Origin of the sequence: Oceanicaulis alexandrii DSM 11625, from assembly GCF_000420265.1 — a bacterium.
GTDB classification, from domain to species: Bacteria; Pseudomonadota; Alphaproteobacteria; order Caulobacterales; family Maricaulaceae; genus Oceanicaulis; species Oceanicaulis alexandrii.
On record NZ_ATUP01000001.1, the window covers coordinates 766656 to 793413 of the forward strand.

Here is a 26758-nt window from a genome sequence, read left to right on the forward strand (position 1 = left end):
CTCCCAAATTCATTATTGCGGAAAAGCCCCCCGCTCTCAGAACGAGGGGCTTTCACGATCAGTCTCAGAACGCTTCGGCTTCCAGCGTCATCATGGTCTCGGCGCCGGTTTCGATCCGGGCCAGATGCGCGTCCGCCTGGGGCAGCCAGCGCTCGACGAAGTATTTCGCCGTGACCAGCTTGGTGGCGTAGATCGGGTCGTTGTCGCCCTTCTTGGCGGCGGCCACTTTCGCCATTTTCGCCCACATATAGGCAAAGCAGGTCAGACCGAAGAGATGCATGTAATCGGTCGAGGCCGCACCGGCGTTGTCGAAGTTCTCAAGACCTTTTTCGACCAGCCAGTTGGTGGCTTTCTGCAGCTTGGCTTTCACGTCCGCCAGGCCGTCCACATAGAGCTTCAGATCCGCGTCGCCCTGGTTCTCGGCGATGAACTCGTCCAGCTCGCCAAAGAAGGTGTTGATCGGACGCATGCCGGCCATCGCCAGTTTGCGGCCCACCAGGTCAAGCGCCTGAACGCCGTTGGTGCCTTCATAGATCAAGGTGATGCGCGCATCGCGCAGCAGCTGTTCGATGCCCCATTCGCGGGTGAAGCCTGAACCGCCATGAACCTGCAAGCCGGTGGAGACGCTGTCATAGCCCTTGTCGGTCAGGTAGCCCTTCACGATCGGGGTAAGCAGCGCCATGTAGTCGCCCGCTTTTTCGCGGAGGGCTTCATCCTCGGCCTTGTGCTCGAGATCGCCTTGCAGCGCGGTCCAGTAGGTGAAGGCGCGAGCGCCTTCGACAAACACTTTCTGATCCATCAGCATACGGCGCACATCGGGGTGCACGATGATCGGGTCGGCAGGACCGTCGGGGTTTTTCGGCCCGGTCAGGGAGCGGCCCTGGATGCGGTCTTTCGCAAATGCGAGCGAGTACTGGTAGGCGGTCTCCGCCAGGCCCAGCCCCTGCAGGCCCACGCCCAGACGCGCCTCATTCATCATGACGAACATGATTTTGAGGCCCTTGTTCTCTTCACCCACGAGCCAACCCTTGGCCTCGTCATAGTTCATGACGCAGGTGGCGTTGCCGTGAATGCCCATTTTCTCTTCCAGGCCGCCGCACTGAAGCGTGTTGCGCTCGCCCGGATTGCCGTCCGCGTCCGGCAGGTATTTCGGCACCACGAACAGCGAGATGCCTTTCACGCCCTGCGGCGCGCCTTCAACACGCGCCAGCACCAGGTGAACGATATTGCCGCTCATCTCGTGCTCGCCGGCGGAGATCCAGATCTTCTGGCCGGAAATCTTGTAGCTGCCGTCGCCGTTCGGAACCGCCTTGGTGCGCAGTAGACCCAGATCAGTGCCGCAATGCGGCTCTGTCAGGTTCATGGTGCCCGACCACTCGCCGGAGAACATCTTGGGCAGGTAGAGCTCTTTCTGCTCCTGGCTGCCGCCCACCAGCAGGGCTTGCGCCGCGCCGTTGGTCAGGCCCGGATACATGCCGAACGCCATGTTGCAGCTGGTCACCATCTCGTTGAAGGCGAGGTTGAGGTAATGCGGCAGAGCCTGACCACCGAATTCGGCGGGCGCGGACAGCGCGGTCCAGCCTGCTTCGGTCATCTGGTCATAGGCGCCCTTGAAGCCGGTCGGCGTGGTGACCACGCCGTCTTTCAAGGAGCAACCTTCATGGTCGCCCACCTTGTTGAGCGGATGCAGCACGCCTTCGCAGAACTTGCCGCCCTCTTCCAGGATGGCGTTGACGATGTCCTCGGACGCGTCCGCGAAGCCGGGGATGTCATTGTATTGCTGGACGTTGAGCAGCTCGTTCAGGACGAACTTCTGATCGCGATTTGGGGCCTTGTAATCGGGCATTTGAACCGTCTCCGTAGGGAACGAGGGGGTTATGGGTATGGGGCCATGTCGGCCGGTGCGCGTCGAGTCCTGTCACGGCCTCTTCGCGAAAGCGTCATGTGGGATCATCGGGCGAATGCCCGGACCATTGGGTCAGTCGTGCGGACGCCAGCGCTTCAAACGCGGCGGCGCGCCGCTTGATGTCTTCAGAAGGCTCTCGATCCGCCAGGCGTTCTTCCAGCCAGGCGCAGCCCGCATTCAATTCCGCCAGCGCATCTTCAATATCATTGCGCTGCTGTTCAAGCGCGGCGATACGGGCGCGAAAACGCCCCAGATTACGCGACAAGGTCTCGTGCGAGCGGGTGGCCAACGCCTCGAGATCGAGCATTTCGCCGATTTCCTCGAGAGAGAAACCGACCCGGCGACCCCGCAGGATCAAGGACAGACGCGCCACATCACCGGCCGTATACCAACGCGACCCGCCCCGGCGCTTGGGATTGAGCAAGCCTTTCTGCTCGTAAAAGCGCAAGGTGCGAGGCGTGACATCAAACTTCTCCGCGATCTCGCGGATGGAAAGATCAGCCTCAGGGATTGCAGCATGAGTCATGGCGATGAGTGTATGCCGCTTGACGTGAACGTCAACGTCAATCTGTTGGCTTCGATGTGACACTCTCAACCTTGTCTCATAGACGCCTTGACCGCGCCGCATTCCTCGATTGATTTGGCGCTTAACTGAAACAGACTCGCCGAAGCCTCGGCCAAGGATTTGCAATGCGCCTGTTTGCGTTCGCCGCCTGCCTGATACTGACGCCCTGCGCGGGCGCTCAAACTGCGCCGGACATGCTGATGGCGCCAGAGGAAATCAGCGCCGCCTGGCGGGTCGAAACCTCACGCACCAGCGCGATTGATATCCTGAACGACCAGACCCGTGTCGCGCGCTATGGCCGCGACTGGGCCAGCTGGGTGACGCAATCAGGCGCTCAGATGTGGCTCGACATGTCCCAAGGCGCCCTGTTCGCCAAAGCGGAGGGTCAGGACATAGTGGTGCGCACCAGCCTTTACGCGGAAGCCCGCCGCCATCTGGACATCTATGTGGCGCTGAGCGAGGGCGGCCGCCGGGACGTGATCAGTTTTGGCAATGCCGGGACCTTTGACCGGGTCTGGCTGGAAGCGGCGACCGGGGTGGCGAGCCAGACCGGAACGCTGGCGCTGACCGATACGCCGACCGGTTTCATCGCCCTGTATGACGACCAAGTCGTGTTCAGCGCTGATTATGGCGCAGAAGAAGGCTCGCGTTGCGATGCGTCATCGATCGGTGCGGAGCATTCCGCCAGCGCCCTGGCCTGGCTGCCCTATGTCGCGCCGATCCATCCCGACATTCTTGAGCGTCTGGCTGAAGACGCCCGTTTTCCTTGCGCCTTTTCTTTCGTGGTCTATAGCCCCGACAGCCCGGCCGGGCGCCTGGAACGCTGGACCCGCACCACGACAGACGACGCGCCAGCGCCTGTTATCCCGCCGATGCCGCAAGACAGCACTCCGGTGTATGCCGGCGCCGACCGGTTGAGCGCCGTGCTGACGGCTGCGACCGACACGCTGGCCGGCGTCTATGGGGCCGGACCGGATTCGGAAGCCTTCTTTGAAGAAAGCCAGCGCCTTCAGGAAGAAGGCGATTACGCCGGCGCCTTGCTGGTTCAAATTCAGGAAACGCATCATTTCGGCCCCTGCCCCGAAGCCTCCATCGGCAGCGCCCGGCTGACCTGCGCCTATGCCAGCGCGTTGACGCTTTCCGGACAGGACGACGACGCTTTTCTAGAGCTGGCGGCGGGACTGGATGCGCTGGAGCGCAATGATGCGGCGCGGGCGGTCGAACGCTTTGCGCCCTTCATCGATCGTGAAGGGCATGCCGGCGCAGCGGCGCGCATTCTAACGGCGAACGCCCTGATCGCCTGGGGGCGGGTCGGCCTGCAGGCGCGCCCCGATCTGGATCCGGCGCAATTGCTGGCCGAAGCGCTGGTGATGGATCCCTTCGCTCCAGACGTCTACTGGCGGCTGGGACAACGCTATCTGGCGGCGGGCGCGCCAGGACCCGCCTGGTCCCTGTTTGATCTTGGCCGTCAATTGCCTCGGCCGATCGAGGATACGCCGTTGGCGGAGGCCGACACGCTCGAACTCCGGATGTCGGACCTTGCGCCGTACTGGCTGCCCCATGTCGAAACCGCCCAGTGAAACGATTCTCTCCTGTTTAAGAGAGATTTACGAGGCGTTAACCGCATCACCTGCTCTTGATTAAGAGTTGAGTCCATGCGTTCGCCTCGTGGGCGGTGATTCCATGTGGAATACCAGATATGGCGCCTGCCTGACTGGTTTACACAATATTAACCGCGTCTATAGGGTCGAGCATGGAAGTGTGGAGATGAGTCGGCATGCCGCCTGTGGCGCCTTGGAGTGTGAAGGGGATTGATCCCCGCGCCCGCGCCCTCGCCAAATCAGCGGCGAGGCGTGAAGGCATGACTCTGGGCGAATGGCTGAACCGCGTCATTCTCGATGACGGCGTATCTGAAAACGCCAAGGACTGGGATGATCAACTCTCCCGTTTCCCGGGCTTTGGCGGCGGCGATGACGGTGGTCCCGGACATGACGACCAGCTGACCGAACTTGTGCAACGTCTGTCAGACCGCATGGAAGCGTCAGAACGGCGCTCCACCCAGGCGCTCTCTCATATCGACCAGTCGGTCACCTCCATTTCGCGCCGTCTCGATCTGATCGAGGACAGCGTGGATGAAGAGGGCGAAACCGCGCAGGACGCCATCAAGCGCACCCGTGCTCAGCAAGACGAAATACTGGAACGCGTGCGCCGACTGGAGCGCGCCGGGCCTGGCGCTGGCGCAGATCCCGCTGCGCTGAAATCGGTGGAGACCACGGTCGGCAAGCTGGCGGGGCGGATGTACGAGACCGAGCGCGATGTCCGCGCCGAACTCGACAACCTCGCCCACAAGGAAGAGCGCCGCCGCGACAGCGCCGAACGCGGGCTGGAAAAACTCGGCCAGCGCCTTGAAGAGACTGAAAAGACGCTGAGCAGCGAAACTCGCGATCTGCGTGAGCTTGTGGAGACGCGTGACCAGCGCACTCAATCCCTGCTCAGCGATTTGCAAGACACTTCGCGCTCGCTGCAAAGCCGCATCATCTCCGCAGAGGGCGCCACCCAGCGGGCCGCCGAAGCGCTGGCGGGATCTCAGGAAAAACTCGACAATCGTCTGCGCCAGTTGGAGACGGTCCAGTCTCAGGCGATCAAGGATGAGGACGTGCAGCGCCGCATCGACGCGCTGGCGCGCGAAGTCGCTGACGTGATCCGCGAAACGCGCAGCGAATGCGCGCGCCAGATTGCGGAAGTCTCAAAGAACGCCGACAGCCCGCGACTTGAACGCGCGCTGGCGGAGGCTGAAACCCGGCTTCGCGCCGCCGAACAGCGCCAGTCTGACGCCTTGCAACGCATTGGCGGCGAAGTGGCGCGTCTGGCCCGCGCCGTCGATCAGCGACTGGATCGCACAGAGCAGCGCCTTCAGCGCCGCCTGGACGAAGACGAAGCCAAACGCCAATCAAAACAAGACCGCTCCGATCTTGAAGCGCGCCTTGAAAAGGTGCGCCAGGATAACACCGTCGCCATGCGGCGGATTGGAGAACAGGTGGCGAGGCTTGGGGAAAACTTGGCGGACCGCGTCCAGCAGGCCGAGCACCGCTCGGCGGAGGCGGTCGAAGCAGCGGGCGAACGCATGGCCCAGGTTGTAGAACGTCTCGAACACGCACGCTCATCCAATGGCGAGCAGGATCTTGAAACCCGCATCCGCGCCTCTGAGGAGCGCACAGCGGAGCGCATCGACAAGGCCATGTCCGGCCTGCACGAGCGGCTGGACCAGGCGCGACACGATACAAGCGAAGCGTTGTCGCCGGTCCAGAAGGCGATGAATGCGCTGGCCGAGCGGCTTGAAGCGATTGAAGGCCGCAAGGGCAAATCTAAGGACAAAGACCCGTCAAAAGCCGTCGTGCGCGAGGCCGTAGACGCGATTGACGATTTCACCAAGCCGCTGCCTGAAGCGCCCGACAATTGGGTCAGCAATGCCGAAGCAGACGATGACTTCGCGCTGCCGGCCCATGATGACTTCGACATCAAGGCGGAGCCGGCGCGCGCTTCATCCTTCACGCCTGCGGAACCGGGGCCTATTCTTGCTCCGACGCCCAAGCCTCAACCGGCGCCACAGCACCGCGCAGCTGAGCCAGAGTCCGCCCCTGCGGCGCGCAAACCGGCCGCCATGGGCGCGACGGCGGATGCAGACTTCCTCGCCAAGGCCCGCAAACAGGTTCGCGCCAATCGCGGCGGCGAAGCAGGCTGGACTCCACCTGCCGAACCGGAGCAGCGCAGCTCCAACCGCACCTTGCTGCTGGGCGCCAGCGCGCTTGGTTTTCTGGCGGTCGCCGCAGCGGCGGGCATGCTGGTGATGGAGGCCATCAACGGGCCTGAACAATCCGCTCTGAATTCAGACCCCAGCGCAACCCTGTCCAGCCTGTTCTCAGAGCCGGCGGATCTGTCGACGTCCGCCACGCCGGACCTGCGTACGGCAGAGGCTGATGACGGCACAGCCAACGCCTTGACTGAAACGCCCGCCGTTTCAGAGGCAGAGTCGTCTACGCCTGACATTCAACCGGCGCCCCCGCCCACTCAAACGCCGAGCGTCGCAGCGCCTGCACCGCGCCCCTCCGCCGCACCGGCGGCCCCCAGCCTTGAAAGCGCCGCCGCCAATGGCGACGCCGTCGCGCGCTACCAACTGGCGCTGCAACAACTTGACGAAGGCCGGTTCAGCGACGCCGCCGCCCTGATGCGACGCGCCGCCGAACAGGACGTGCCCGCCGCTCAACGCCGTTTCGCGCTGATGCTCGCCAATGGAGAGGGCGTGCCCGCCAACCCCGCTTCAGCACGAGAGTGGATGGCCAGAGCTGCTGAGAACGGCAATGTTCAAGCCATGCATGACGCAGGCGGCATGTTCATCAACGCTGAATCCACGCCCGACTTCCAGGCGATCGCAGCCCGCTGGTTCGAGCAAGGCGCCTTGCATGGCCTAGTCGACAGCCAGGTCAATATGGCGCTTCTGTTCAAGGAAGGCTTCGGCGTTCCCGAAAGCCCCGCCGACGCTTATGCCTGGTTCACCATTGCAGCAAACGCAGGCGACGCCGAAGCGCGCAATTCCGCTGCTGAACTGCGCCCCATGCTGACGCCCGAGCAACGCGCCGCTGCGGAATCAGTGGCGCGCAATTTCACGCCGCGCGCCAGCCGCCCCGAAGCGCAGGGCGAGTATCCGCCTCAGCCTTGGGACAATGGCGCGCTGGCCAGCCCGGCCCAGATCGCCCGCGCCCAGGCCTTGTTGTCTCAACTCGGCTATCAGCCCGGCCCCGCGGACGGCATGATGGGCGCGCGCACGCGTGACGCCATTCGCAGCTTCCGTCGCGCCCAGGGCCTGACGGTGTCAGATCAAGTGGACAGCACGCTGATCTCACGGCTTGAACAAGCCGCCGCCGGCTAGGCGCGGGGCGGTGCAGATCTACCTGCCCATCGCCGAGATTTCCCTGAACCTCTGGCTGTTGCTCGGCCTGGGTCTGGGCGTGGGCTTCCTGTCGGGCCTGTTCGGCGTTGGCGGCGGCTTTCTGATGACGCCGATCCTGATCTTTCTGGGCATCCCGCCGGCCGTGGCGGTGTCCACCCAGGCCAATCAGATCGTGGCCAGCTCGGTCTCGGGCGCGCTCGCCCATTTCAGACGCAAGACGCTGGACGTCAAAATGGGGCTGGTGCTGCTGGCGGGCGGCATTGTGGGCTCTGTTTCCGGCGTACAGCTCTTTGGCCTGCTGCAAAGGCTGGGACAGATCGATCTGGTCATCTCGCTTTGCTATGTGGGCTTTCTGGGCGTGATTGGCAGCCTGATGCTGTTTGAGAGCGTCAACGCCATTCGCCGCCGCCGCAGCGCCGGCGGGCCGGTGCGCCCTAAACGCCGCAAGCGCGGACTGATCGACACGCTGCCCTTCAAGACCCGCTTCGCCGTCTCCGGTCTCTACATGAGCGTGATCCCGCCCATCGCCATCGGCTTTCTGGTGGGCGTTCTGGCGGCGCTGATGGGGGTGGGCGGCGGCTTCGTCATGGTCCCCGCCATGATCTATCTGTTGCGCATGCCCACCAATGTGGTGATCGGCACCTCGCTGTTTCAGATCCTGTTCGTCGCCTCCCTGACCAGTTTCCTGCAAGCGGTGCAGAACCAGACCGTGGACATGGTGCTCGCGGGCATTCTGATCGTGGGCGGGGTGGTCGGCGCGCAGATCGGGGCGCGGTTCACCAGTAAAATCCCTGCGGAAGAATTACGCGCCTTACTGGCGCTTATGGTGGTCAGCGTCTGCCTGAAACTGTTGTGGGATCTGACCAGCACGCCGGTGGACATGTTCGTGCTGATGCAAGCGCGCGGGGGGATGTGATGACCGCCCATGCGCTGATGCTCTGTCTTCTGGGGGCGCTTCTCGCCAGCGCAGACGCACTTGCTGCGCCGCCTGAAGGGGTGCAGCCGCCCGCCCAGATCGCGGCGGCGCTCACCGAGGATGTGGTTGAAATCCGCTCGACCTTCGCCGGCGCCGAGTTGACGCTGTACGGCGCAGCGATCGGCCTTGAAGAGGGTGATGACATCGTGGTGGCCGTGCGCGGCCCCGAAGACGATCTGCGCGTCATGCGCAAACGCCGGGTTTTGGGCATCTGGATCAACGCCGCGCCGGTGCGCTTTGAGGATGTGGCGGGCTATTACGCCGTCGCCTCAACGCGCCCCTTGGCTGAGTTCGCGAGCTTTTCAGCGCTGCGGCGCAACCAGATCGGCATGGACCATGTGCGATTGTTCGCGCCCGAAAGCATTCGCCGCGAAACCCTGTTCGGGGTGCGCGACGTGCTGGTGACCGATCTGGGCGGCGAGATCGTCGATTATCGCGCCGCCCTGGTGCGCAACAAGGCCCGCCGCGGGCTCTATGCGGAAGCGCCTGGCGGCGTCGAGGTTCTCGAAGGCGGGTTGTTCCGGGCGCGGGTCGTCTTGCCGCCCACCACGCCCACAGGCCAGTATAACGCGGATGTGTATCTGTTCCGGGATGGACAACCCATAGCGACCCGGCGCACAGAGTTGACGGTGGTCAAGGCGGGCGCGGAACGCACCATCTATGATCTGGCCCAGAACCGTCCGGTCGTGTACGCCTTGATCTCGGTCTTGCTGGCCATGCTGGCCGGATGGACTGCAGCGGCGGTCACCCAGCGCCGTTAATACAGGCTCCAATTGTTATACGAGGCCTCTCGATGCAACGCCTTAGCGAAGCTCCCGCCCTGGTTCTGATATTGGGATTTGGCGGATTGCTGCCCTTCATCGCCGGCGCGCTCGGCGTCATGGTGGGCGGCCAGGCCGCCTTGCAGGCCGCCACCGCCCTGCCCGTCTACGCCGCCGTGATCCTGTCGTTTCTGGCGGGCGGCCGCTGGGCCAGCGAGCTGGTGATCCGCTCGGATACGCCCCGCTCGGGCGTGTTGCTCTTGTCCATCACGCTCAGCCTGGCAGGCTGGCTCGCGGTGGTGATGCAGGTGTGGAACCGTCCCGGACTGCCGCTGGACCTGGAAATGACGGGCTGGGGCGTGCTGATCGCTGGCTTCGTGATCCAGTTCCTGTGGGACCGCACCGCCATTCGCGGCGCGACCTTCCCGCGCTGGTACCTGCCGTTGCGCTTTCTGCTGACTGCCGTGGCGGTATTGTGCCTCGGGCTGACCGCGTTCGTGCGCAGCTCGCCGACTTTCAGCCTCTAATCGCCCAGGAGCTTGGCGCCGTTGACGGCATAGACCCGCTCGCGACCCAGCATGTAGGCGTGGGGACGTGTCTGGAAGAGCGGCGCATAGGCGGCGTCACAGACATTGAGCCCGCCCGTATACGCGCCGAACGCAGGCAGGATCAGCCGCGCGCCGTCGGTCGCGAAACAGCGCCGCCGCACCCGGCGCCCCTGGCCGCTGACCTTGGCGCAGGGATGCAGATGCCCCGCCACTTCGCCCGGTCGGGCGCCCGGCTGGGGCTCATGGCGGAGATGCAAAGGCCCCAGCGCCAGTTCAAACCCGGCCCGCCCGCCAAATCGCGCAGGCGGTTTCGGGTCATGATTCCCCTCGATCCACAGCCAGTCCTGCACCGACGCGACAAGCGCTGACAGGGCTTCCGCGTCATCGGGCGCCATGCGTCCGTCCGCGCCCAGATCGTGAAAGCTGTCGCCCAAGGCGATGACTGACTCCGGCTGGTAAACCGTGATCGCGGCGGCCAGGCGCTGCAAGGTGGCGCGGGTGTCATACGGGGGCAAGAGCTGACCACGGGCCGCATAGGCGCTGCCTTTTTCAAAGTGCAGATCGCTGACCAGCAGAACCGATTCATCCGGCCAATAGGCCACGCCGGACGGATCCGCGATCAGGCGGGCGCCGTTCACCGTCATGAAGACAGGGTCGGCCAGCGGCGTACGGAGAGCGTTGGTCATGGCCTCACTTAGGCGAACGCAGAGGATCGAGGCAAGACGCTAGTCGTCCTCGTCTTCATAGCCGACCAGAGACAAGGGGCGCGCCTTGTAACCCTCCAGTTCCGCCCACCGCGCCAACGCATCATCGCGGCCATGAGTGATCCACACTTCTTCAGGGTTCACATCGCTTATGGTCTGGGTCAGCTCATCCCAGTCGGCATGGTCTGACAGGATCAGCGGCAGCTCGACCCCGCGCTGTCGCGCCCGTGCGCGCACCTGCATCCAGCCTGAGGCGAAACAGATCACCGGGTCTGGGAAGCGCCGCGCCCACGCCGTCTGAAATGACGAGGGCGGCGCGATGACGATCTGCCCGGCGAAGTCCTGCTTGGCGCCGCTGGCGTTCTTGACCGTCGCCTTTTCAAGCGGCCCCAGCGCGACGCCATGATCTTCATACAGCGCACAGAGCTGCTCCATCGCGCCATGAATATAGATCGGCGCGTCATAGCCCGCCTCTCTGAGAAGGCAGATCACCCGCTGCGCCTTGCCCAGCGCATACGCGCCCACCAGATGGGCGCGATCGGGGTTCTGCCTGACGCTTGTCAGCAGCTTGGCGATCTCTCCGGCATCGTCTGGATGACGAAACACCGGCAGGGCGAAGGTCGCTTCGCTCACATAGACATGGGCGGGAAAGACCTCGAACCCGGCGCAGGTGGGATCGCGGCGGCGCTTGTAATCACCGGATACGCCGATCACCAGGCCCTTCCAGTCGAGACGAATCTGCGCGCTCCCCAACACATGTCCGGCCGGATGAAAGCTGACCTCCACCTCTCCGATTTTAAGGCGCTCGCCATAGGCGATGGAGGCGGGATCAGGGGTGAAATCCGCGCCATAGCGCGCCGCCATGATGGCGAGGGTTTCGGGCGTCGCCAGAACACGCTGATGTCCCGCACGGGCGTGATCGGCGTGGCCATGGGTGACGAGCGCGCGCTCTGCGGGACGCATGGGATCGATAAAAAAGCCCCCCGGTTCGCACCAGAGGCCGCGGTCTGTTTCTCGCAAGAGCTGATCAGGTCGGATCATTCACACAGACATAGGGCGTCTTCACGCGCCGGGAAACCAATGATCCTGAGGAGAGGTGAGCGGCGCTGCTCGAGGGGGGAGAGAAAGCAGCGCCGCCCGAATACGGGCAAAGCTAGTGCGTATCGCCCGCAGACAGGGTGCGCGCATGAAGCGCATGAACCGGTCGGAAATTGTTCGAGTAATGCGCGGTGAAGGCCTCGATCTGAGCCGCAGACGCGGTGATCGGGGTCTGCATCACCGTCCAGGCCACGCCTTCAGAACAGGGCGGCGTGGTCAGTGATCCTGCATAGCGCCAGGCGCTGCGATCATCGGGCAGGAACGCGCCCGGATCGACATCGTCGACCTCATGATGCTCGCCTTCATGGGGGATCGCAGCCCAGATCGCGTCCAGCGCCGGATTGGCGGCGCCTTCCTCAAAAAACACGCCCACAACCGCCAGATGGCCGTCGTCAGAGGCATGCACAAAGTGAACTTCCAGCGGATATTGCTGACCGTCGACCGTGTGTTCGCTGCCAGCGTGGAAATGAAACTGGACCAGGTCATAGTCACGGTCGTCCAGATGCAAGGATCCGGCATCTTCAAGACCCACCTTGATCGTATGGCCGTTATCCGTGACAGAACCTTCGCCCGCATCCCAATGGAGCGCAGGTACGGAACCTGCGACGTCACTGACGGCGTGCAGGTCGATCGGCGATTGTTCGTGGCCGCTGCCGCATGAGGCGTTGTCGGCAGACAACATGCCCCAATGCTCTGGTCCGCCCTCGCCGTCATAACCCCAGGAGGCGTGACCATGATGGTCGAGTGCGCTCGCAGCGCCGCTGAGCGCGACACTCGCCGTTGTCGCCATCACGGCTGTCAAAAAACTCGTACGCATAAACAACTCCAACCTGTCCCGTAGACTTGAGCGCACGAAAATCGGTGCGGGCAGAAGTGTCCGCCTGCTCCGGTTAACGGCTCGTCACAGAGTTGCGAATGATAGAGTCAATACGACCTTAAGTACTTGATCCGTTCGAGCTGGCGCTCGTGGTCGTCACAACGCTGGTGGCGGCGATCACAGACACCATCATGGCGGTCTGCGCCGCGATCACGGCGTCCATCGCACTGAGCGCGCCATCCTGGGCGCCGTTGCGGCCTGCGGTGTGGACCAGATGAGCCAGGGCTGTGCGCGCCCCGCCGGTCGAGCTGACCGAACGCGGCAGAGCCTCCCGCACCCGATCGATAGCGAGGGCGTCCTCCACGGTCAGCCCTTGCACTGCCCAAAGCAGATAGCTTTGACGGAACGCGTAGCGTCGCAAGGGTTTGTACGTCTGTCGCGCGGCATCCAGAGCCTTGAACCGCGCCAGCGCCTCGCGAGGATCGACCCCGAGCAACGCGCACAACTTGGCGCCGTCCCGACGATGGCCGCGGGCGCGGGGATGAGAGTGAAACACCTCTTCCGCAGCCGTGCGCCGCGCCAGCACCTCGGATGGATCATCGCCCCGCGCCGCATGGATCGCTGCATAAGTGTCCGTCACCGCAGCATTCGCGCGCCACCAGGGCGGCGCCAAGGCGTCGCGCATCTCGAAAAAGCGCTCGACCGGCGTGTCGTCTTTTGACCCGATGCAGAGCATCAAGGCTGCGCGGGCCCCGCCAGCATGAAGGCTCATCCGCTTGTAGCCGCTTGCACCGCCGCGCACCGCGGCCCGGGCGGCGAGAAAGCGCTCCACCTGCACATCGCTCTGGATCAACATGGCGGCGTACAGCCAGCGCAAAACGCCGGTCGGCGAACGCCAGCCCAGCTCGGCGCGCAGTTGAGCGTATGTCTCGCCCACGGTCTTCGCCAACACTTCAGCCGGTTCCTCGCGGGTCAGCAAGGTGGAGGCGGACAGCCAGGCGGCCAGCTTTTCAGGACGCGGACGCGCCGCCCGCAAAGCCTCAAACAAGGCTTCCAGGCGGTCCAGGTTTTCTGCGTCGCTCATGATAGCCTCACTCTAAATAACTGAGGTTCCACTTTAGCTCGCGTCGGTCCGGAAGACAAAAAACCCCGGAGCCAGGCTCCGGGGTTTTCAAGTCAAACTCTGACAGCGCTCTACTCTTCGATCTCGAGCCCGGTGTGATAGGCGATGAACGCCCAGCGGTCCGCCGCTTCCTCGATCAGTTTTGACACCGGCGTCCCGGCGCCATGCCCGGCGCGCGTTTCAATCCGGATCAGGGTCGGGGCGTCACCCGTCTGGGCCGCCTGAAGAGCGGCCGCGTATTTGAACGAATGGCCCGGAACCACGCGATCATCGGTGTCCGCCGTGGTGATCAGGGTGGCGGGATACGCGCCCGTCTGCGGGATGTTGTGATAGGGCGAATAGCCATAGAGCACGTCAAACATCTCAGGATCTTGCGGGTTGCCATAATCATCCACCCAGAACCGGCCAGCGGTGAACTGATTAAAGCGCAGCATGTCCATCACGCCCACCGCCGGCAGGGCCGCCGCGAACAGGTCCGGCGCCTGATTGGCCACCGCGCCCACCAAAAGGCCGCCATTTGAGCGGCCATGGATGGCGAGGTGATCGGGGCTGGTCCAGCCCATGTCGATCAGGGCGTGTCCGGCGTTGATGAAGTCGTCAAAGACGTTCTGCTTGTTGGCGAGGCGCCCGGCGTCATGCCAGTCGCGGCCATAGGCCGACCCGCCGCGCAGATTGGCGATGGCGTACACCCCGCCCATCTCCATCCACTGCAAGCGCCGCACGTCAAAGTCCGGACGGCGCGTGATGGCGAAGCCGCCATAGCCATAGATCAGTGTCGGGCGCACGCCATTGGGGTCCACATCGCGGTGATGGGCCACGAACAGCGGAATGCGCGCCCCGCCCGTGCTCTCATAGAAGGTCTGGCTGACCACATAATCATCGGGGTTGAAGGTCAGGTCCGGCGCGCGAAACACCGTGCTCTCGCCCGTCACCACATCATAGCGATAGAGCGCCGGCGGCTGATTCAGGCTTTCATAGGCATAAAACGTCTCGGATCGTTCAGGGTCGCCGCCAAAGCCCGAGGCCACGCCCAGGCCCGGCAGCTCAACCTCGCGAACGAACGCGCCGTCCGGCGTATAGACGCTGATCGCACTCGCCACATCGCGCATGGTCTCAACGATCAGGTGTCCGCCCACATGGTCCGCCCCTGTGATCGGACCGTCGCCTTCGGACACCACATCCGTGAGGGTTTCAGGGTCTGACAGAGAGACCGAAACGATCCGGCCATTGGGCGCGCCAAGATCGGTCTGGAAGAAGAAGGTCTCGCCGTCATTGCCGACATAGCCATGGTTGTTGCCAAAGCCTTCAAAGATCTCGACCGGCGCCGCGCCCTCGTCCTCAAGGTCGAGAACATGCACGCCATTGCCGTCCGTGCCGGTGGAGGAATTGATGATCAGATAGCGCCCGTCATCGCTGACAGACCCGCGCCAGCCCACGTCTGGGGCGTCGGGATCAGCCATGATCTGAACGTCTTCGCTCTGATCGGTCCCCAGCGTGTGGAAATAGATCGCCTGGTTGAGATTGAGCGCGGTGAACGCTTCGCCTTCTTCGGGCGCAGGATAGCGCGAATAGTAAAAGCCCGAGCCGTCCTTGGCCCAGCTCAAGGGCGAGAACTTCACCCATTCGATCTCATCGCCCAGTTGTTCTCCGGTCTCCACATCCATCACGCGGATCGAGCGCCAGTCCGAACCGCCATCGGCGATCAGATAGGCGAGCTTGGTGCCGTCGGGGCTCGGCACCGTGCCGGCCAGCGCCGTCGTGCCGTCCGCCGCCCATTCATTGGGGTCGATGAGCGCGCGCGCCTCGCCCTCCATCCCGTCCTGCACCATGAAGACCGACTGGTCCTGCAGCCCGTCATTGCGCGAGAAGAAATAGCGAAGCCCGTCTGCGGTCTCGCGCGAGGTCGGCAGCCCATAGCGCTCGTAATTCCACAGCTCCGCCAAGCGCTCGGCAATGCGCTCGCGACCGGGCAGCTGGTCGAGATAGGCGTTGGTGGTTTCGGTCTGCGCGGTCACCCAGTCCGCGACATCTTCAGAGACGCGTACATCCTGTTCCAGCCAGCGATACGGGTCGGACACCGCCACTTCGCCCTCGGCGGCGGAGGCATAGACATCCACCTGGTCCACCGTGCGGGTTTCCGGATAGGCTGGCGCCGCGATCTCTACGCGTTCAGCGCTCACCGGTTGCGTTTCGGCGGGCGCTTCAGTCTCGGCGGCCGGCTGGCTGCAAGCGGTCAGGGCCAGAACGGATGCGAAGGCGAACAGGGCTGCGCGCATCGGGCGTCTCCTCGAGGGTTATTGTGTTGCGCAGGAGACTAGGGCGAGACGCGCGCAGAGGAAAGACTGTGCCCGCCCTGCGCGCATGCTATCTCTTTCGCGGATGAAGCACGCCCGCCTGCCCGCCCTGCCTGATCGGTTTGAAGCCTGGTTTGAACGCCGCGGCTGGACGCCGCGCGCGCACCAGCGCGAGATGGTCGCCGCCGCGCAAGCGGGCGAAGACGCGCTGCTGATCGCGCCCACGGGCGGCGGAAAGACGCTGGGCGGCTTCCTGCCCAGCCTGATGGATCTGGCTGAGATCGCCGACGCCGGCGGCAAGGATCGCCCCCACCGCCTGCACACCCTCTATATCAGCCCGCTGAAAGCGCTGAGCCAGGACGTGGCGCGCAATCTGATGACGCCGATCGAGGAGATGGGGCTGAACTTGCGCGTCGAGACCCGCACCGGCGACACGCCCGCCTCCAAACGCACGCGCCAGCGCGCCAAACCACCCGACATCCTGCTGACGACGCCCGAACAGATCGCGCTGTTCTGCGCCCAGGAAAACGCCAGCGCCTTTTTTGAAGATCTGCGATGCGTGATCATTGACGAGGTGCACGCCCTCGCGCCCGCCAAGCGGGGCGATTTGCTGGCGCTGGGCCTCGCCGCCTTGCAGCACTATGCGCCCAAGATGCGCCGGGTGGGCCTGTCCGCTACGGTGAAGGATGAAATGGGCCATGCGCGTTGGCTGACAGCGCAAGGCTCAGGCGAGGACGCTCGCTTCGCCCGCATCGTCCGCGGCAGCGCCGGCGCGGCGCCGGAGGTCGAGGTGATGACGCCCGACGAGCGCATCCCCTGGTCGGGACATTCGGGCCGCCACGCCATGAAGGACGTCTACGAGCAAATCAAAGGCGCGGGCACGGCCCTGATCTTCGTGAACACCCGGTCGCAGGCCGAACTGGTGTTTCAGGAGCTGTGGTCCATCAATGACGACAACCTGCCCATCGCGCTTCATCATGGTTCGCTGTCGGTCGAGCAACGCCGCAAGGTCGAGGCGGCCATGGGTGCGGGCGTTCTCAAGGCCGTGGTCTGCACCTCCACCCTCGATCTGGGGATCGACTGGGGGGATGTGGATCTGGTGATCCAGATGGGCGCGCCCAAGGGCACCTCGCGGCTGCTGCAGCGTCTGGGCCGCGCCAATCACCGGCTCGATGCGGCGAGCCGCGCTGTGCTGGTTCCCACAAACCGGTTCGAGCATCTGGAATGCGCCTGCGCCCGCGAAGCGGTGCTGGCCGGCGCGCTCGACGGCGATCCGCTGAAAGCGGGGGCGCTGGACGTTCTGGCGCAACATGTGATGGGCCGCGCCTGCGGCGATCCGTTCGACGCCGATGCGCTGTATTCTGAAGTCACCGCAGCGGCCCCCTATGCCGAGCTGGACCGCGAGACCTTTGACCGGGTGCTGACTTTCATCGCCGATGGCGGCTATGCGCTGGGCAGCTATGACCGGTTCAAGCGCCTGGTGAAGACCCGCGACGGGCTCTGGCGCGCTCGAAACCGCGATGTGGCCCAGCGCCACCGCATGAATGTGGGCACCATCATTGAAGCGCCCATGCTGAATGTCCGACTGGCGCGCAGGACCGGCGCGTCAAAGCCCCGACACGGGCGCGGTCACCAGGGATTGGTGCGGCCGGGCGAAGTCTCCCGCGCGGGCGGCGCCCAGGGCTCGACCCTGATGGGCGGCAAGATGCTGGGTCAGGTCGAGGAATGGTTCACTGATCAGCTCAGCCCCGGCGACACCTTCATGTTCGCCGGTCAGATTTTGAGCTTTGAAGGGGTGAGCGGCGGCGACTGCCTGGTCAGCCGGTCGAGCGCGGAAAATCCGAAAATCCCCAGCTTTGAGGGCGGCAAATTCCCCTATTCCACCTATCTCGCCGCCCGCGTGCGCGAGCTGGTGCACAATCCTGACCGCTGGACTCTTTTGCCCACACAGGTCCGCGACTGGCTGGAGATCCAGAAACTGAAATCAAAGCTGCCTGCGCCCGACAGCCTGCTCGTGGAGACCTTTCCGCGCGCGGGTAAATCCTGGCTGGTCTGCTATCCATTTGAAGGTCGGCTGGCGCACCAGACGCTGGGCATGCTGGTGACGCGGCGGCTCGAGCGCCTGGGCAAGCAGCCCCTGGGCTTTGTGGCCAATGAATATGCGCTGGCGGTCTGGGGGCGGAAAGACCTCTCAGATGTCGACATGAGCGCGCTGTTTTCCGAAGACATGATGAGCGACGATCTCGACGCCTGGCTGGCCGAAAGCGATCTGATGAAGCGCACCTTCCGAAACTGCGCGCTGATCGCCGGTCTGATCGAGCGCCGCTTTCCGGGGCAGGAGAAGACGGGTCGGCAAGTCACCTTCTCCGCCGACCTCATCTATAATGTGCTGCGCGATCATGAGCCTGATCACATCCTGATGCAGGCCGCCTGGGCGGACGCCGCCGCGGGCCTGCTGGACGTGCGCCGCCTGTCAGATGCGCTGGTGCGCGTGGCGGGGCATGTGGAGGCGGTGCATCTGGATCAGATCAGCCCGCTGGCCGTCCCCGTCATGCTGGAAGTGGGCCGCGAGCCCATCCGTCATGGCGAGGCGATGGACGCCATCCTGGAAGACGCCAGCGAGGATCTGATCGCTGAGGCGATGAAGGTTTAATCCTCCGCCGTCAACTTGCGCATGGCCTTATAGGCGTCGCGCTGCTGCACCCGGTCGAGCCAGGCTTTGAGGGCCGAGCCGTCTTTCACGCCGCCCCGTTTTGAGATCGCGTCGAGCTGGAAGCCCATCAGGCAATCTGCGGCGCTGAATTGTTCGCCTGCGAAATAATCATTCTGGCTGAGATGACGTTCGATATGGGCGAAGGCCTTGGCGCGCTCGCCCTCCATGAACTGATCGAGCAGGGAGTCCTTGAGCCCCGTCGCCTCGCAATAGGTGCTCATCAGGAAGGGCAGGAAGACCGCGCCTTCCGAAGCGTGCATCCATTCCAGGAATTTCAAGCGCCCCGGCGCATCCGGCGCGGGGTGCAAAGCGTGGTCGGGGTCAAACGTATCCAGCAGGTATTGCGCGATGGCGCCGGTTTCCGCGAGCACTGTACCGTCTTCCAGCTCCAAGAGCGGCGCCTTGCCCAGCGGATGCTTCTCCGCCAGCTCGGGCGGGGCGAGGCGCACTTGCGGGTCGCGCTTGTAGCGCTTGATCTCATAGGGCGCATTCAGCTCTTCCAGCAGCCAGATGATCCGTTCGGAGCGGGACAGTTCGAGATGGTGCAGCGTAACAGGCATGAGCGCCTCCGGACTTGAATGAAAACGCCGGGAGCAGAGCCCCCGGCGTTTATCTGATTAGTTGGCGTTCGGCAGGACGTAGCCCACTTCCGCGCCCGGCCCCAGGGGCAGGCCGAGGAACACCCAGGCCATGGTCATGATGATGCCCGAGATCAGAAGCCAGATCGAATAGGGCAGCATGCTGGCGGTCAGGGACCCGATGCCGAAATTGTCCACCCAGCGGCGGCAGAAGATCAGAACCAGCGGGAAATACACCATCAGCGGGGTGATGATGTTGGTGGAGCCGTCACCCACCCGGTAAGCCGCCGTCGCCATTTCCGGGCTGACGCCGAGCAGCATCAGCATGGGCACCAGAACCGGCGCCATCAGCGCCCATTTGGCGCTGGCCGAGCCCACAAACAGGTTCAGCACCGCCGAAAACAGCACGATCAGGCCCAGAACCAGCGGCAGCGGCAGGCCCGATTGCTCGATGGCGTTCGCGCCGTTCACCGCCGTGATGATGCCCAGGCTCGACTGGTTGAACATCTCCACGAAATAGGCGGCGAAGAAGGCGAGCACGAGATAATAGCCCATATCCTTCATGGCTTCGGCCATCATCGAGACCACGTCACGATGGCTTTTCACCGTGCCCGCAGCCTGGCCATAGGCGACGCCCGCCAGAAGGAACAGGATCATGAAGCCCGCCACCAGAGACTGGAAGAACGGCACCATGGCGATGGCGACGCCCTGACCTGCTTCAAGCGCGGCTTCATTGAGCAGCGGCACGTCGCCGCCATACATGGAAAATGCGCCGAAGCTGACGAGCGCGACCAGGTCGACCGCCATCAAGAGCCACAGGAAACACACGCCCAGAACCGCCCAGAGCGCCCGCCACATGCCTTTTTTCTGGCCATCCGTCAGCGGGGCGTCGGGATCATCCTCGCCGTCCTGAGCCGCAGTGGAAGCGCCGCCGGTCCACGGACCCAGGCGAGGCTCGACGATGCGGTCGGTGACAAACCAGATCACCGGCATGAAGACAAACGTCATCGCGGCGATGAAATACCAGTTGCCGACAATGTTCATGGTCCAGTCCGGCACCAGCGCGATCACAGACGCCTCGGTCACGCCAAACAGCAGGGCGTCGAGCTGGCCGGGCAGAAGGTTCGCGGAGAACCCGCCCGACACGCCGGCGAACGCCGCCGTGATGCCTGCAACCGGGTGTCGCCCGGCGGCGGCGAAGATGACGCCCGCCAGCGGAATCAGCACCACATAGGCTGCGTCCGCCGCCAGATTGCCCATCATCGCCACCAGCGCCACAGCTGGGGTTAGCAGCATTTTCGGCACGTCACGCACAGCCGCGCGCATGGCGGTGCCAAAAAGGCCCGCACGTTCGGCGACGCCCGCGCCCAGCATCACCACCAGCACATAGCCCAGCGGGTGGAAGCCGGTGAAGATGTCAGGCATTTCAACGAGCAGGTGCTGCAGGCTTTCGGAATTGAGCACGCTGCGCGCGTTCACGATCAGCGCGCTGCCGTCGGGATTGGTCTGGGTGGGGTGGATCGCGGACAGGCCGATCATCGCGGTGATCACCGAGATGACCACCATGGCGATGATCAGATACAAAAACAGAAAGGCCGGGTCCGGCAGACGATTGCCTGTGCGTTCAATCAGCCCCAGAAAGCCTGTCTGGTGTTCGGTTTGCGCGCTGTCGCGCCCTTGTTCGCTCATGATGCTCCCCATCACCACAGCGGCCCTTTATGTTGAGCGCGCCGCTAAACCTGTTCATTGCAAACAGGGATACAGGGCCTCGGCGCAAACGAAAACCCAAAGCGTATAGGGTTATCACCTGAATGGGCGTCCGGGCGGCAAAAGCGAGCTGCGATCCTATATGGTCTGGGCATGGAACGCTTCGCCACCCTTCTGGACCGATTGTCCTATACGCCCCAGCGCAACGGCAAATTGCGATTGCTGGCGGATCATTTTCGCACGACGCCTGATCCAGACCGCGGCTATGCGCTGGCGGCGCTGACCGGCGCGCTGGACTTCAAGACCGCCAAGGCCGCCGCCATCCGCAGCCTTGTGAGCGAGCGGGTCGATCCGGTCCTGTTCGAGCTGTCTTATGACTATGTCGGCGACCTGGCCGAAACCGCCGCGCTGATCTGGCCGCAACAGCATGGCGCGAACCGCCCGCCGGACCTGGTCGAGGTCATCGACGGCCTGAGCACGGTGACACGCGCGGGCGCGCCTGCGCTCATTGAAAGCTGGCTGGATGCGCTGGACGCGCAAAGCCGCTGGGCGCTTCTGAAACTGGTTACGGGCGGGCTGCGCGTCGGCGTCTCGGCCCGACTCGCGAAAACCGCCCTGGCGCACTTCGGCGATGTGGACATCACCGAGATCGAAGAGCTGTGGCACGGGCTCGAGCCGCCCTATGAAAGCCTGTTCGCCTGGCTCGACGGCGCGGCCGACAAACCCGTCAACGCCGCCAAGGCGCCCTTCCGGCCGGTCATGCTGGCCCATCCTGTGGATGACGGCGCCTTTGAGCGCCTGAACCCGGAAGATTTTCTCGCCGAATACAAATGGGACGGCATTCGCATCCAGGCGGTGAGCGAAGCCGGCGTCAGACGGCTCTACACGCGTACGGGCGACGATATTTCCCACACCTTCCCCGACGTGCTGGCTGCGCTCGATTTCGAAGGGGCGATCGACGGTGAACTCTTGATCCGCACCGAAGACGGGCAGGTCGCGCCGTTCTCCGACCTCCAGCAAAGGCTTAATCGCAAGACCGTCTCCAAGGCGATGATGACCCGCCTGCCCGGCTTCATACGGGCCTATGACATCCTGGTGGAGGGCGAGGACGATGTGCGCGACCTGCCCCTGACAGAGCGCCGCGAACGGCTTGAGCGCATGTTGGCGCATACCGTTTCGACGCGAATTGACCTCTCTGAAAAGGTGTCCTTCTCGGACTGGTCCGACCTTGACGTCCTGCGGGCTGATCCGCCCCATGTTCAGGCTGAAGGCGTGATGATCAAACGCAAGGATAGCCCCTATCTGACGGGACGACCCAAAGGTCCGTGGTGGAAATACAAACGCGACCCGTTCCTGATTGACGCCGTTTTGATGTACGCCCAGCGCGGCCATGGCAAACGGTCGAGCTTCTATTCAGATTTCACCTTCGGCGTCTGGCGCGAAGACGACGGCGCACAGGTTCTGGCGCCGGTGGGTAAGGCCTATTTCGGTTTCACCGACGAGGAACTGAAAAGGCTCGACAAATTCGTGCGCGACAACACGGTCGAACGTTTCGGTCCCGTGCGATCCGTTGCAGCACGGCCTGATTTCGGTCTGGTTCTGGAAATCGCGTTTGAAGGTCTCAATCGCTCGCCGCGTCATAAATCCGGCGTCGCCATGCGTTTTCCGCGCATTCACCGCATTCGCTGGGACAAGCCGGCGGGGGAGGCGGATACGCTCGACACGGTTGTGAAAATGCTTCCCGAGCCTCTCACACCTTCGGCGAAACAGTGATATTCAAGGCTCTAATCAGGACCTTCGTCTGAACATTTGGGGACGCACTTCATGGACACTTCCGCTTTTGATCTTCAACGGGCTCAGGAATACCTGACCACCATCGGTTTGCAGATGGCCATGAATGTGGCGATGGCGGGGATCATTCTGATCGTCGGTTTCATGATCGCGGGCGCGATCGGCCGCACCATCCGCTCTATCCCGGATCGCAATCCCAAGATGGACCAGACGCTGGCGAGCTTCTTCGCGTCCATCGCCAAATATCTGGTGCTGGCGATTGTGATCATCGCCGTGCTGACCCGGTTCGGGGTTCAGACCACCTCCATGGTCGCCGTGCTCGGCGCCGCGTCACTGGCGATCGGCCTCGCCCTTCAGGGGACGCTGTCCAATGTGGCCGCGGGCGTGATGATCATCTTCTTCCGCCCTTACAAGATCGGCGATTATGTCGAGGTGGCGGGCGTTGCAGGATCGGTCAAGGACATCACCTTGTTCTACACCGAGCTGAACACCCCCGATAATCGCCAGATCATCATCCCGAACGGCCAGTCCTGGGGCAATGTGATCACCAACTTCTCCGCCTACCCGACCCGCCGCTGCGACTTCGTGTTCTCGGCCGGTTATGGCGATGACATCGACAAGGTGATCGGTGTTCTGCGCGCCACTTTCGAGGCCGACAGCCGCGTTCTGGCCGAGCCGGCCCTGTTTGTGGAAGTCAAAGCCCATGGCGCCTCCAGCGTCGATTATGTGGTGCGCGCCTGGTGCAAGGCGTCAGACTACTGGGATCTGCATTTTGACATGAACAAGCGCGTCAAGATCGCGTTCGACGCCAATGACATCGAGATCCCCTACCCCCACCAGGTGGAAATCCAGAAACAGGGCTGATCGCCGCGATTACGCCCTATTTGCATGAGACACAGACGATCATGAGTGAAGACAAACCGCAGACCTCCGGACGTCAGTCCGTGATCCATCGCATTCTGAGCGTGCGGTTCGCAGACCTCATGGTCGTCGTTCTCCTGTGTGTGCTGGTGGGCCTGGTCCTGGCGGTGTTTCGCGTCGACCCTGCGGATCTGTGGGTGGATTTCTTCCAGACCGTGGGCGAAGCCTGGGCGTCTTTCTTTGACTCCATCGGCGCGTCCTTGCGCTGGGCCTTGCGCTATTTCTTCCTGGGCGCGGTCATCGTCCTGCCGATCTGGCTGGCGGTGCACCTGATCCGGGCGTTTACCCGCCGGTAAGACTAACCCTCGAATTCATAAGACAATCTCCACTTCTTTCTTGTACGAAGGCTAAGGTATGCCTTTGGGGGGAAGAGTGGCGGCTGAACTCGACATTGATTTTAACGATGACTCGTCTGACGACGCCGTCGACTGGCGCCAGCGCGCCGTCATCGTGTGCGATCCCACGCCGTTCTCACGCCGCCTGACCGTGGATATCCTGCGGTATGCGGGCGCGGAGCGCATTCAAACCTGCACCACGCCTGACTCTGCGATCTGGTTTGCTGAGAACGCAGATCATTCCGTCATGCTGGTGGACTGGCGCGATGACCGGCTCGACGCGGCGACCACCATTCGCAAGCTGCGCCGCACGAAAAGCGCCGCTCGCCGGACCCCGGCCATGATCCTGTCCACCAAGAACACGCTTCTGGACATCGAAGCGGCGCGCGACGCCGGCGCTGACACATTGGCGTTGCGCCCTGTCTCTCCGCGCGCCGTCACCGAGCGTCTGACCGAGATCACCCAGCGCCCCCGCCCCTTTGTGAAGACCCTGAATTATAATGGTCCCGATCGCCGTGTGCGGGGTGAAACCCGCGCCAGCGCGTTCAAACGCGACATGGATGTGGCCGCCGGCCTGACCTCGCCGTTGCAAGCCGCTCGGGCTCAGGCCCAGTCGATCATTTTCAACATGTTGCGCAAAGGCGATCAGTTGTCGGCCCGTATCGGCCGCTCCCTGGAGCGTTTCCTGTCCAGCGTCGAGGCGTTGGGCGAGCGCGAACGCGAGATCATCCAGCTGCACCGCGCCTCCCTGGGACGCCTGGCTGATCTGCAGGGTGAGCCCGAGCAAACGCGCATGGAAGTGGTCGAGGGCCTGGAAACGCTGGTGCGACGCAAGGTCCGCGACTGATCAGGCTGGAAAGCTCCGCCGCATCTGATTACAAGCGGGCGTATGAGCGACCCATTACAAGACAAACTCGATACGCTGGCCGGCCTTCTGGTCGACGGCAGCCCCCATGCCGTGGCGCTGGGCCTGAAGCTGGTCAGCGTCAGCCCCGGCGAAGCCGTGATCCGCGCGCCCTATCAAGACGCCTCAATCGGGGACCCCGATACCGGCGTCATGCATGGCGGTGTCGTCACAGCCTTGCTGGACCATGCCTGCGGCACCGCGGCCTTCGCAGGGCTCGGCGGGGATCAGGCGGTCGCCACTCTGGATTTGCGGCTTGATTACATGCGCCCCGCCAGGCCGGGTCAGGATGTGATCGCCGTCGCCAGGACCATCAAGGTGTCCGGCCTGATCGCCTTTGTCAGCGCCTTCGCCCATGACGGCGACACGGAAGACCCTGTGGCGACCGCCCATGCCGCCTTCATGGTCAGCCGCGTCAGCCAGGCCGCCGCCGAGCGCGCCAAGGCCGATTTCGATGAACAGGCCGGCGCTACGAAAACCGGAGGCGCCCGCTCATGAATGATCGCCTTCTGAAACTTCAGTCGAGCCCGTATGTCTCCCGCATGGGCGTTCGCTTTGACGATCATGGCGACGAACTGACTGCGATCCTGCCCTATGACGAATGGCTGATCGGCAACCCGTTGATCCCCGCCCTTCATGGCGGCGCGATCGGGGCCTTCATGGAGATCACGGCCTCGGCCGGGCTTCTGGCCTTCACCGAGCTGGCCGCATTACCCAAACCCATTGACGTGTCAGTGGATTATCTGCGCCCGGGCAAACCACAGGATGTCTACGCTCGCGCGTCCATCACCCGGCAGGGCTCACGCGTGGCCAATCTCCGCGTGGACGCCTGGCAGGATCGCCGCGCCGCGCCCATCGCCAATCTGCACGGGCATTTCCTGATCAAGCCGGTGAAGGCGAACGGCTAGGTCAGGCCCGCCCCTGTCCGCTCAGACAAAAAGGCCCCGCAGGATATCCTGCGGGGCTTTTCAGACCGTCAAAGAGACGAACCGGACCTAGCGAACTTCTGCAGCCATCTCGATGACGCCATTGACGCGGGCGACAGCGATAGTCAGCTGGGATTCGCCCTGACGCTGGGCTTCAATCATGCACTCACGCGCGATGCGGCGCTCGGCCAGGGTGCGCGCTTCGTAGACTTCGCAAACGTTCAGAGCGGCGCTGCGGATACGATCGCGCAGGGTCTCCAGACGCTCGACATTCGTCAGGTCAGAGGCGCGGAAACCAATTTCAACGGATTTCGAGGTTTCGGAAGCAGAGGCGGCGCCGGTCAGGGAAGCGGCGGCGATCAGGGCGGCAGCGATGAAACGCATCGGGGATGTCCTTTATTTCGTAAGCGAACCGCTCTTGTGGCGGCTCGGATCCAACCAGGCCGGAGGAACCGGCTGGGAGACGTATTGCCCGCCTTTTGCTACGCGGCTGTGACACTTGCGCCAGCTTGCCTGCAGCTCTGTCTTGCAAAAATGCATGGCGAGCCATGAAACCGGAACTCGCCGCCAAAAAGAAAAGACCTCCACCCTGAGTCAGGGAGGAGGTCAGTGGGAACAGCCTCGTGAGCAGTGTGGCTGTTGTTCCGGGATCTGAAATCCAAGGCGACCTAATGGGCCGCCTGATCGGATTCAATCGCGCTTTGCGCGTATTGGCGTCTTGAAGCGCGGGCCTCGGCGATCTGAATTTCAAGCTGTTCAAGCCCTTGCTCATAGGCAGTTTGAGCGCAGGCCCGGGCTTCACGGCTGATACGAGAATGAAGGCTCCCAGGCTCACGGCACACACGGCGCGCTGTGTGAGCGATCTCACGACGGAGGGACTCGACGCCCTCGTCAGTGAGAAGTTGTTCGCTTGCGAAGTTCACGACCCGGCTTTGGGTCAGAACATCTTCAGACGGGAGTTCAGAAGCGGGGGCGAGCGTGAGTCCAGCCAGGCTGGCGAGCAACACGGAAAGCGTAGACATGACCTATCTCCTAAGTTCGACCTTTGGACGCGGACCGCCCTCTTCGGAGCGGATCTCTTCTGTCCATAAGGCTGACCCTAGGTCGCCTCACCTAACCGCGTGCTGGCCGCTACATGAGACT

General features: G+C 63.5%; 23 protein-coding genes. 12 read left to right on the top strand and 11 right to left on the bottom strand.

Annotation, left to right across the window (positions count from 1 at the left end; genetic code table 11):
* Nucleotides 1–64 precede the first annotated feature (64 nt).
* Together G405_RS0103745 and G405_RS0103750 are read right to left on the bottom strand one after the other, a co-directional pair.
* The gene (locus tag G405_RS0103745; protein ID WP_022700164.1) at nucleotides 65–1846 is read right to left on the bottom strand and encodes an acyl-CoA dehydrogenase C-terminal domain-containing protein; all 1782 of its coding nucleotides are present in this window, start codon (nucleotides 1844–1846) and stop codon (nucleotides 65–67) included.
* A gap of 94 nt (nucleotides 1847–1940) precedes the next feature.
* Entirely contained in the window at nucleotides 1941–2432 is a 492-nt protein-coding gene (locus G405_RS0103750) for a MerR family transcriptional regulator (RefSeq protein ID WP_022700165.1), read from the bottom strand.
* A 164-nt stretch (nucleotides 2433–2596) separates the two neighbouring features.
* On the opposite strand from G405_RS0103750, the gene G405_RS0103755 reads away from it, so the two are divergent.
* From G405_RS0103755 to G405_RS0103775, 5 genes are all read left to right on the top strand, one after another.
* Nucleotides 2597–4051 (top strand): hypothetical protein, encoded by a 1455-nt coding sequence (locus G405_RS0103755; protein WP_022700166.1) that lies wholly within the window; start codon nucleotides 2597–2599, stop codon nucleotides 4049–4051.
* A gap of 197 nt (nucleotides 4052–4248) precedes the next feature.
* A complete protein-coding gene (locus G405_RS0103760) occupies nucleotides 4249–7398 on the top strand; it encodes a peptidoglycan-binding protein (protein ID WP_022700167.1) in 3150 nt (1049 codons plus the stop codon).
* A 10-nt stretch (nucleotides 7399–7408) separates the two neighbouring features.
* Entirely contained in the window at nucleotides 7409–8335 is a 927-nt protein-coding gene (locus G405_RS0103765; RefSeq protein ID WP_022700168.1) for a sulfite exporter TauE/SafE family protein, read from the top strand.
* The gene (locus G405_RS0103770; protein WP_022700169.1) at nucleotides 8335–9156 is read left to right on the top strand and encodes a TIGR02186 family protein; all 822 of its coding nucleotides are present in this window, start codon (nucleotides 8335–8337) and stop codon (nucleotides 9154–9156) included. Before G405_RS0103765 ends, G405_RS0103770 begins: the two co-directional genes overlap by 1 nt.
* 32 nt (nucleotides 9157–9188) lie before the next feature.
* Nucleotides 9189–9683, top strand: coding sequence for a DUF3429 domain-containing protein (locus G405_RS0103775; RefSeq protein WP_022700170.1), 495 nt, complete (start codon nucleotides 9189–9191; stop codon nucleotides 9681–9683).
* Here G405_RS0103775 and pdeM read toward each other — a convergent pair.
* The 5 genes from pdeM to G405_RS0103800 form a co-directional block, all read right to left on the bottom strand.
* Nucleotides 9680–10390, bottom strand: a complete 711-nt coding sequence (gene pdeM / locus G405_RS0103780) for a ligase-associated DNA damage response endonuclease PdeM (protein WP_022700171.1) — start codon at nucleotides 10388–10390, stop codon at nucleotides 9680–9682. The genes G405_RS0103775 and pdeM overlap by 4 nt on opposite strands.
* 39 nt (nucleotides 10391–10429) lie before the next feature.
* A complete protein-coding gene (locus G405_RS0103785) occupies nucleotides 10430–11449 on the bottom strand; it encodes a ligase-associated DNA damage response exonuclease (protein WP_022700172.1) in 1020 nt (339 codons plus the stop codon).
* Nucleotides 11450–11561: 112 nt separating this feature from the next.
* Complete coding sequence (locus tag G405_RS0103790; RefSeq protein ID WP_233345982.1) at nucleotides 11562–12323, bottom strand: carbonic anhydrase; 762 nt, start codon at nucleotides 12321–12323, stop codon at nucleotides 11562–11564.
* Between the two features lie 118 nt (nucleotides 12324–12441).
* Nucleotides 12442–13407: a hypothetical protein gene (locus tag G405_RS0103795; protein ID WP_022700174.1), complete on the bottom strand. Its 966-nt coding sequence runs from the start codon at nucleotides 13405–13407 to the stop codon at nucleotides 12442–12444.
* 110 nt (nucleotides 13408–13517) lie between these two features.
* Nucleotides 13518–15722, bottom strand: a complete 2205-nt coding sequence (locus tag G405_RS0103800; protein WP_022700175.1) for a prolyl oligopeptidase family serine peptidase — start codon at nucleotides 15720–15722, stop codon at nucleotides 13518–13520.
* Nucleotides 15723–15825: 103 nt separating this feature from the next.
* Here G405_RS0103800 and G405_RS0103805 point away from each other — a divergent pair, with 103 nt between their 5' ends.
* Nucleotides 15826–18393 (top strand): ligase-associated DNA damage response DEXH box helicase, encoded by a 2568-nt coding sequence (locus tag G405_RS0103805; protein ID WP_028284507.1) that lies wholly within the window; start codon nucleotides 15826–15828, stop codon nucleotides 18391–18393.
* On the opposite strand, the gene G405_RS0103810 is transcribed toward G405_RS0103805, so the two are convergent.
* A complete protein-coding gene (locus G405_RS0103810) occupies nucleotides 18390–19013 on the bottom strand; it encodes a glutathione S-transferase family protein (RefSeq protein ID WP_022700177.1) in 624 nt (207 codons plus the stop codon). The two genes, G405_RS0103805 and G405_RS0103810, sit on opposite strands and share 4 nt — an antisense overlap.
* Nucleotides 19014–19070: 57 nt before the next feature.
* Nucleotides 19071–20720, bottom strand: coding sequence for an AbgT family transporter (locus tag G405_RS0103815; RefSeq protein WP_233345983.1), 1650 nt, complete (start codon nucleotides 20718–20720; stop codon nucleotides 19071–19073).
* Nucleotides 20721–20891: 171 nt separating this feature from the next.
* On the opposite strand from G405_RS0103815, the gene G405_RS0103820 reads away from it, so the two are divergent.
* The 6 genes from G405_RS0103820 (at nucleotide 20892) to G405_RS0103845 (ending at nucleotide 25597) form a co-directional block, all read left to right on the top strand.
* Nucleotides 20892–22511 (top strand): cisplatin damage response ATP-dependent DNA ligase, encoded by a 1620-nt coding sequence (locus G405_RS0103820; RefSeq protein WP_022700179.1) that lies wholly within the window; start codon nucleotides 20892–20894, stop codon nucleotides 22509–22511.
* A gap of 51 nt (nucleotides 22512–22562) precedes the next feature.
* A complete protein-coding gene (locus tag G405_RS0103825; RefSeq protein ID WP_022700180.1) occupies nucleotides 22563–23393 on the top strand; it encodes a mechanosensitive ion channel family protein in 831 nt (276 codons plus the stop codon).
* Nucleotides 23394–23434: 41 nt separating this feature from the next.
* A complete protein-coding gene (locus G405_RS0103830) occupies nucleotides 23435–23746 on the top strand; it encodes a DUF6460 domain-containing protein (protein ID WP_022700181.1) in 312 nt (103 codons plus the stop codon).
* Nucleotides 23747–23822: 76 nt separating this feature from the next.
* Entirely contained in the window at nucleotides 23823–24632 is an 810-nt protein-coding gene (locus tag G405_RS0103835) for a response regulator (protein ID WP_022700182.1), read from the top strand.
* Nucleotides 24633–24674: 42 nt separating this feature from the next.
* Entirely contained in the window at nucleotides 24675–25187 is a 513-nt protein-coding gene (locus tag G405_RS0103840) for a PaaI family thioesterase (RefSeq protein WP_022700183.1), read from the top strand.
* Nucleotides 25184–25597 carry a PaaI family thioesterase gene (locus G405_RS0103845; RefSeq protein WP_022700184.1) on the top strand — a complete coding sequence of 138 codons (414 nt, stop codon included), beginning with the start codon at nucleotides 25184–25186 and terminating at the stop codon, nucleotides 25595–25597. The genes G405_RS0103840 and G405_RS0103845 overlap by 4 nt, the downstream gene beginning before the upstream one ends.
* An 87-nt stretch (nucleotides 25598–25684) precedes the next feature.
* Here the strand turns inward: G405_RS0103845 and G405_RS0103850 are convergent, their stop codons facing one another.
* Together G405_RS0103850 and G405_RS0103855 are read right to left on the bottom strand one after the other, a co-directional pair.
* Nucleotides 25685–25999 carry a UrcA family protein gene (locus tag G405_RS0103850; RefSeq protein WP_022700185.1) on the bottom strand — a complete coding sequence of 105 codons (315 nt, stop codon included), beginning with the start codon at nucleotides 25997–25999 and terminating at the stop codon, nucleotides 25685–25687.
* A gap of 284 nt (nucleotides 26000–26283) precedes the next feature.
* Nucleotides 26284–26637, bottom strand: coding sequence for a UrcA family protein (locus G405_RS0103855; protein WP_022700186.1), 354 nt, complete (start codon nucleotides 26635–26637; stop codon nucleotides 26284–26286).
* Between the last annotated feature and the right edge of the window lie 121 nt (nucleotides 26638–26758).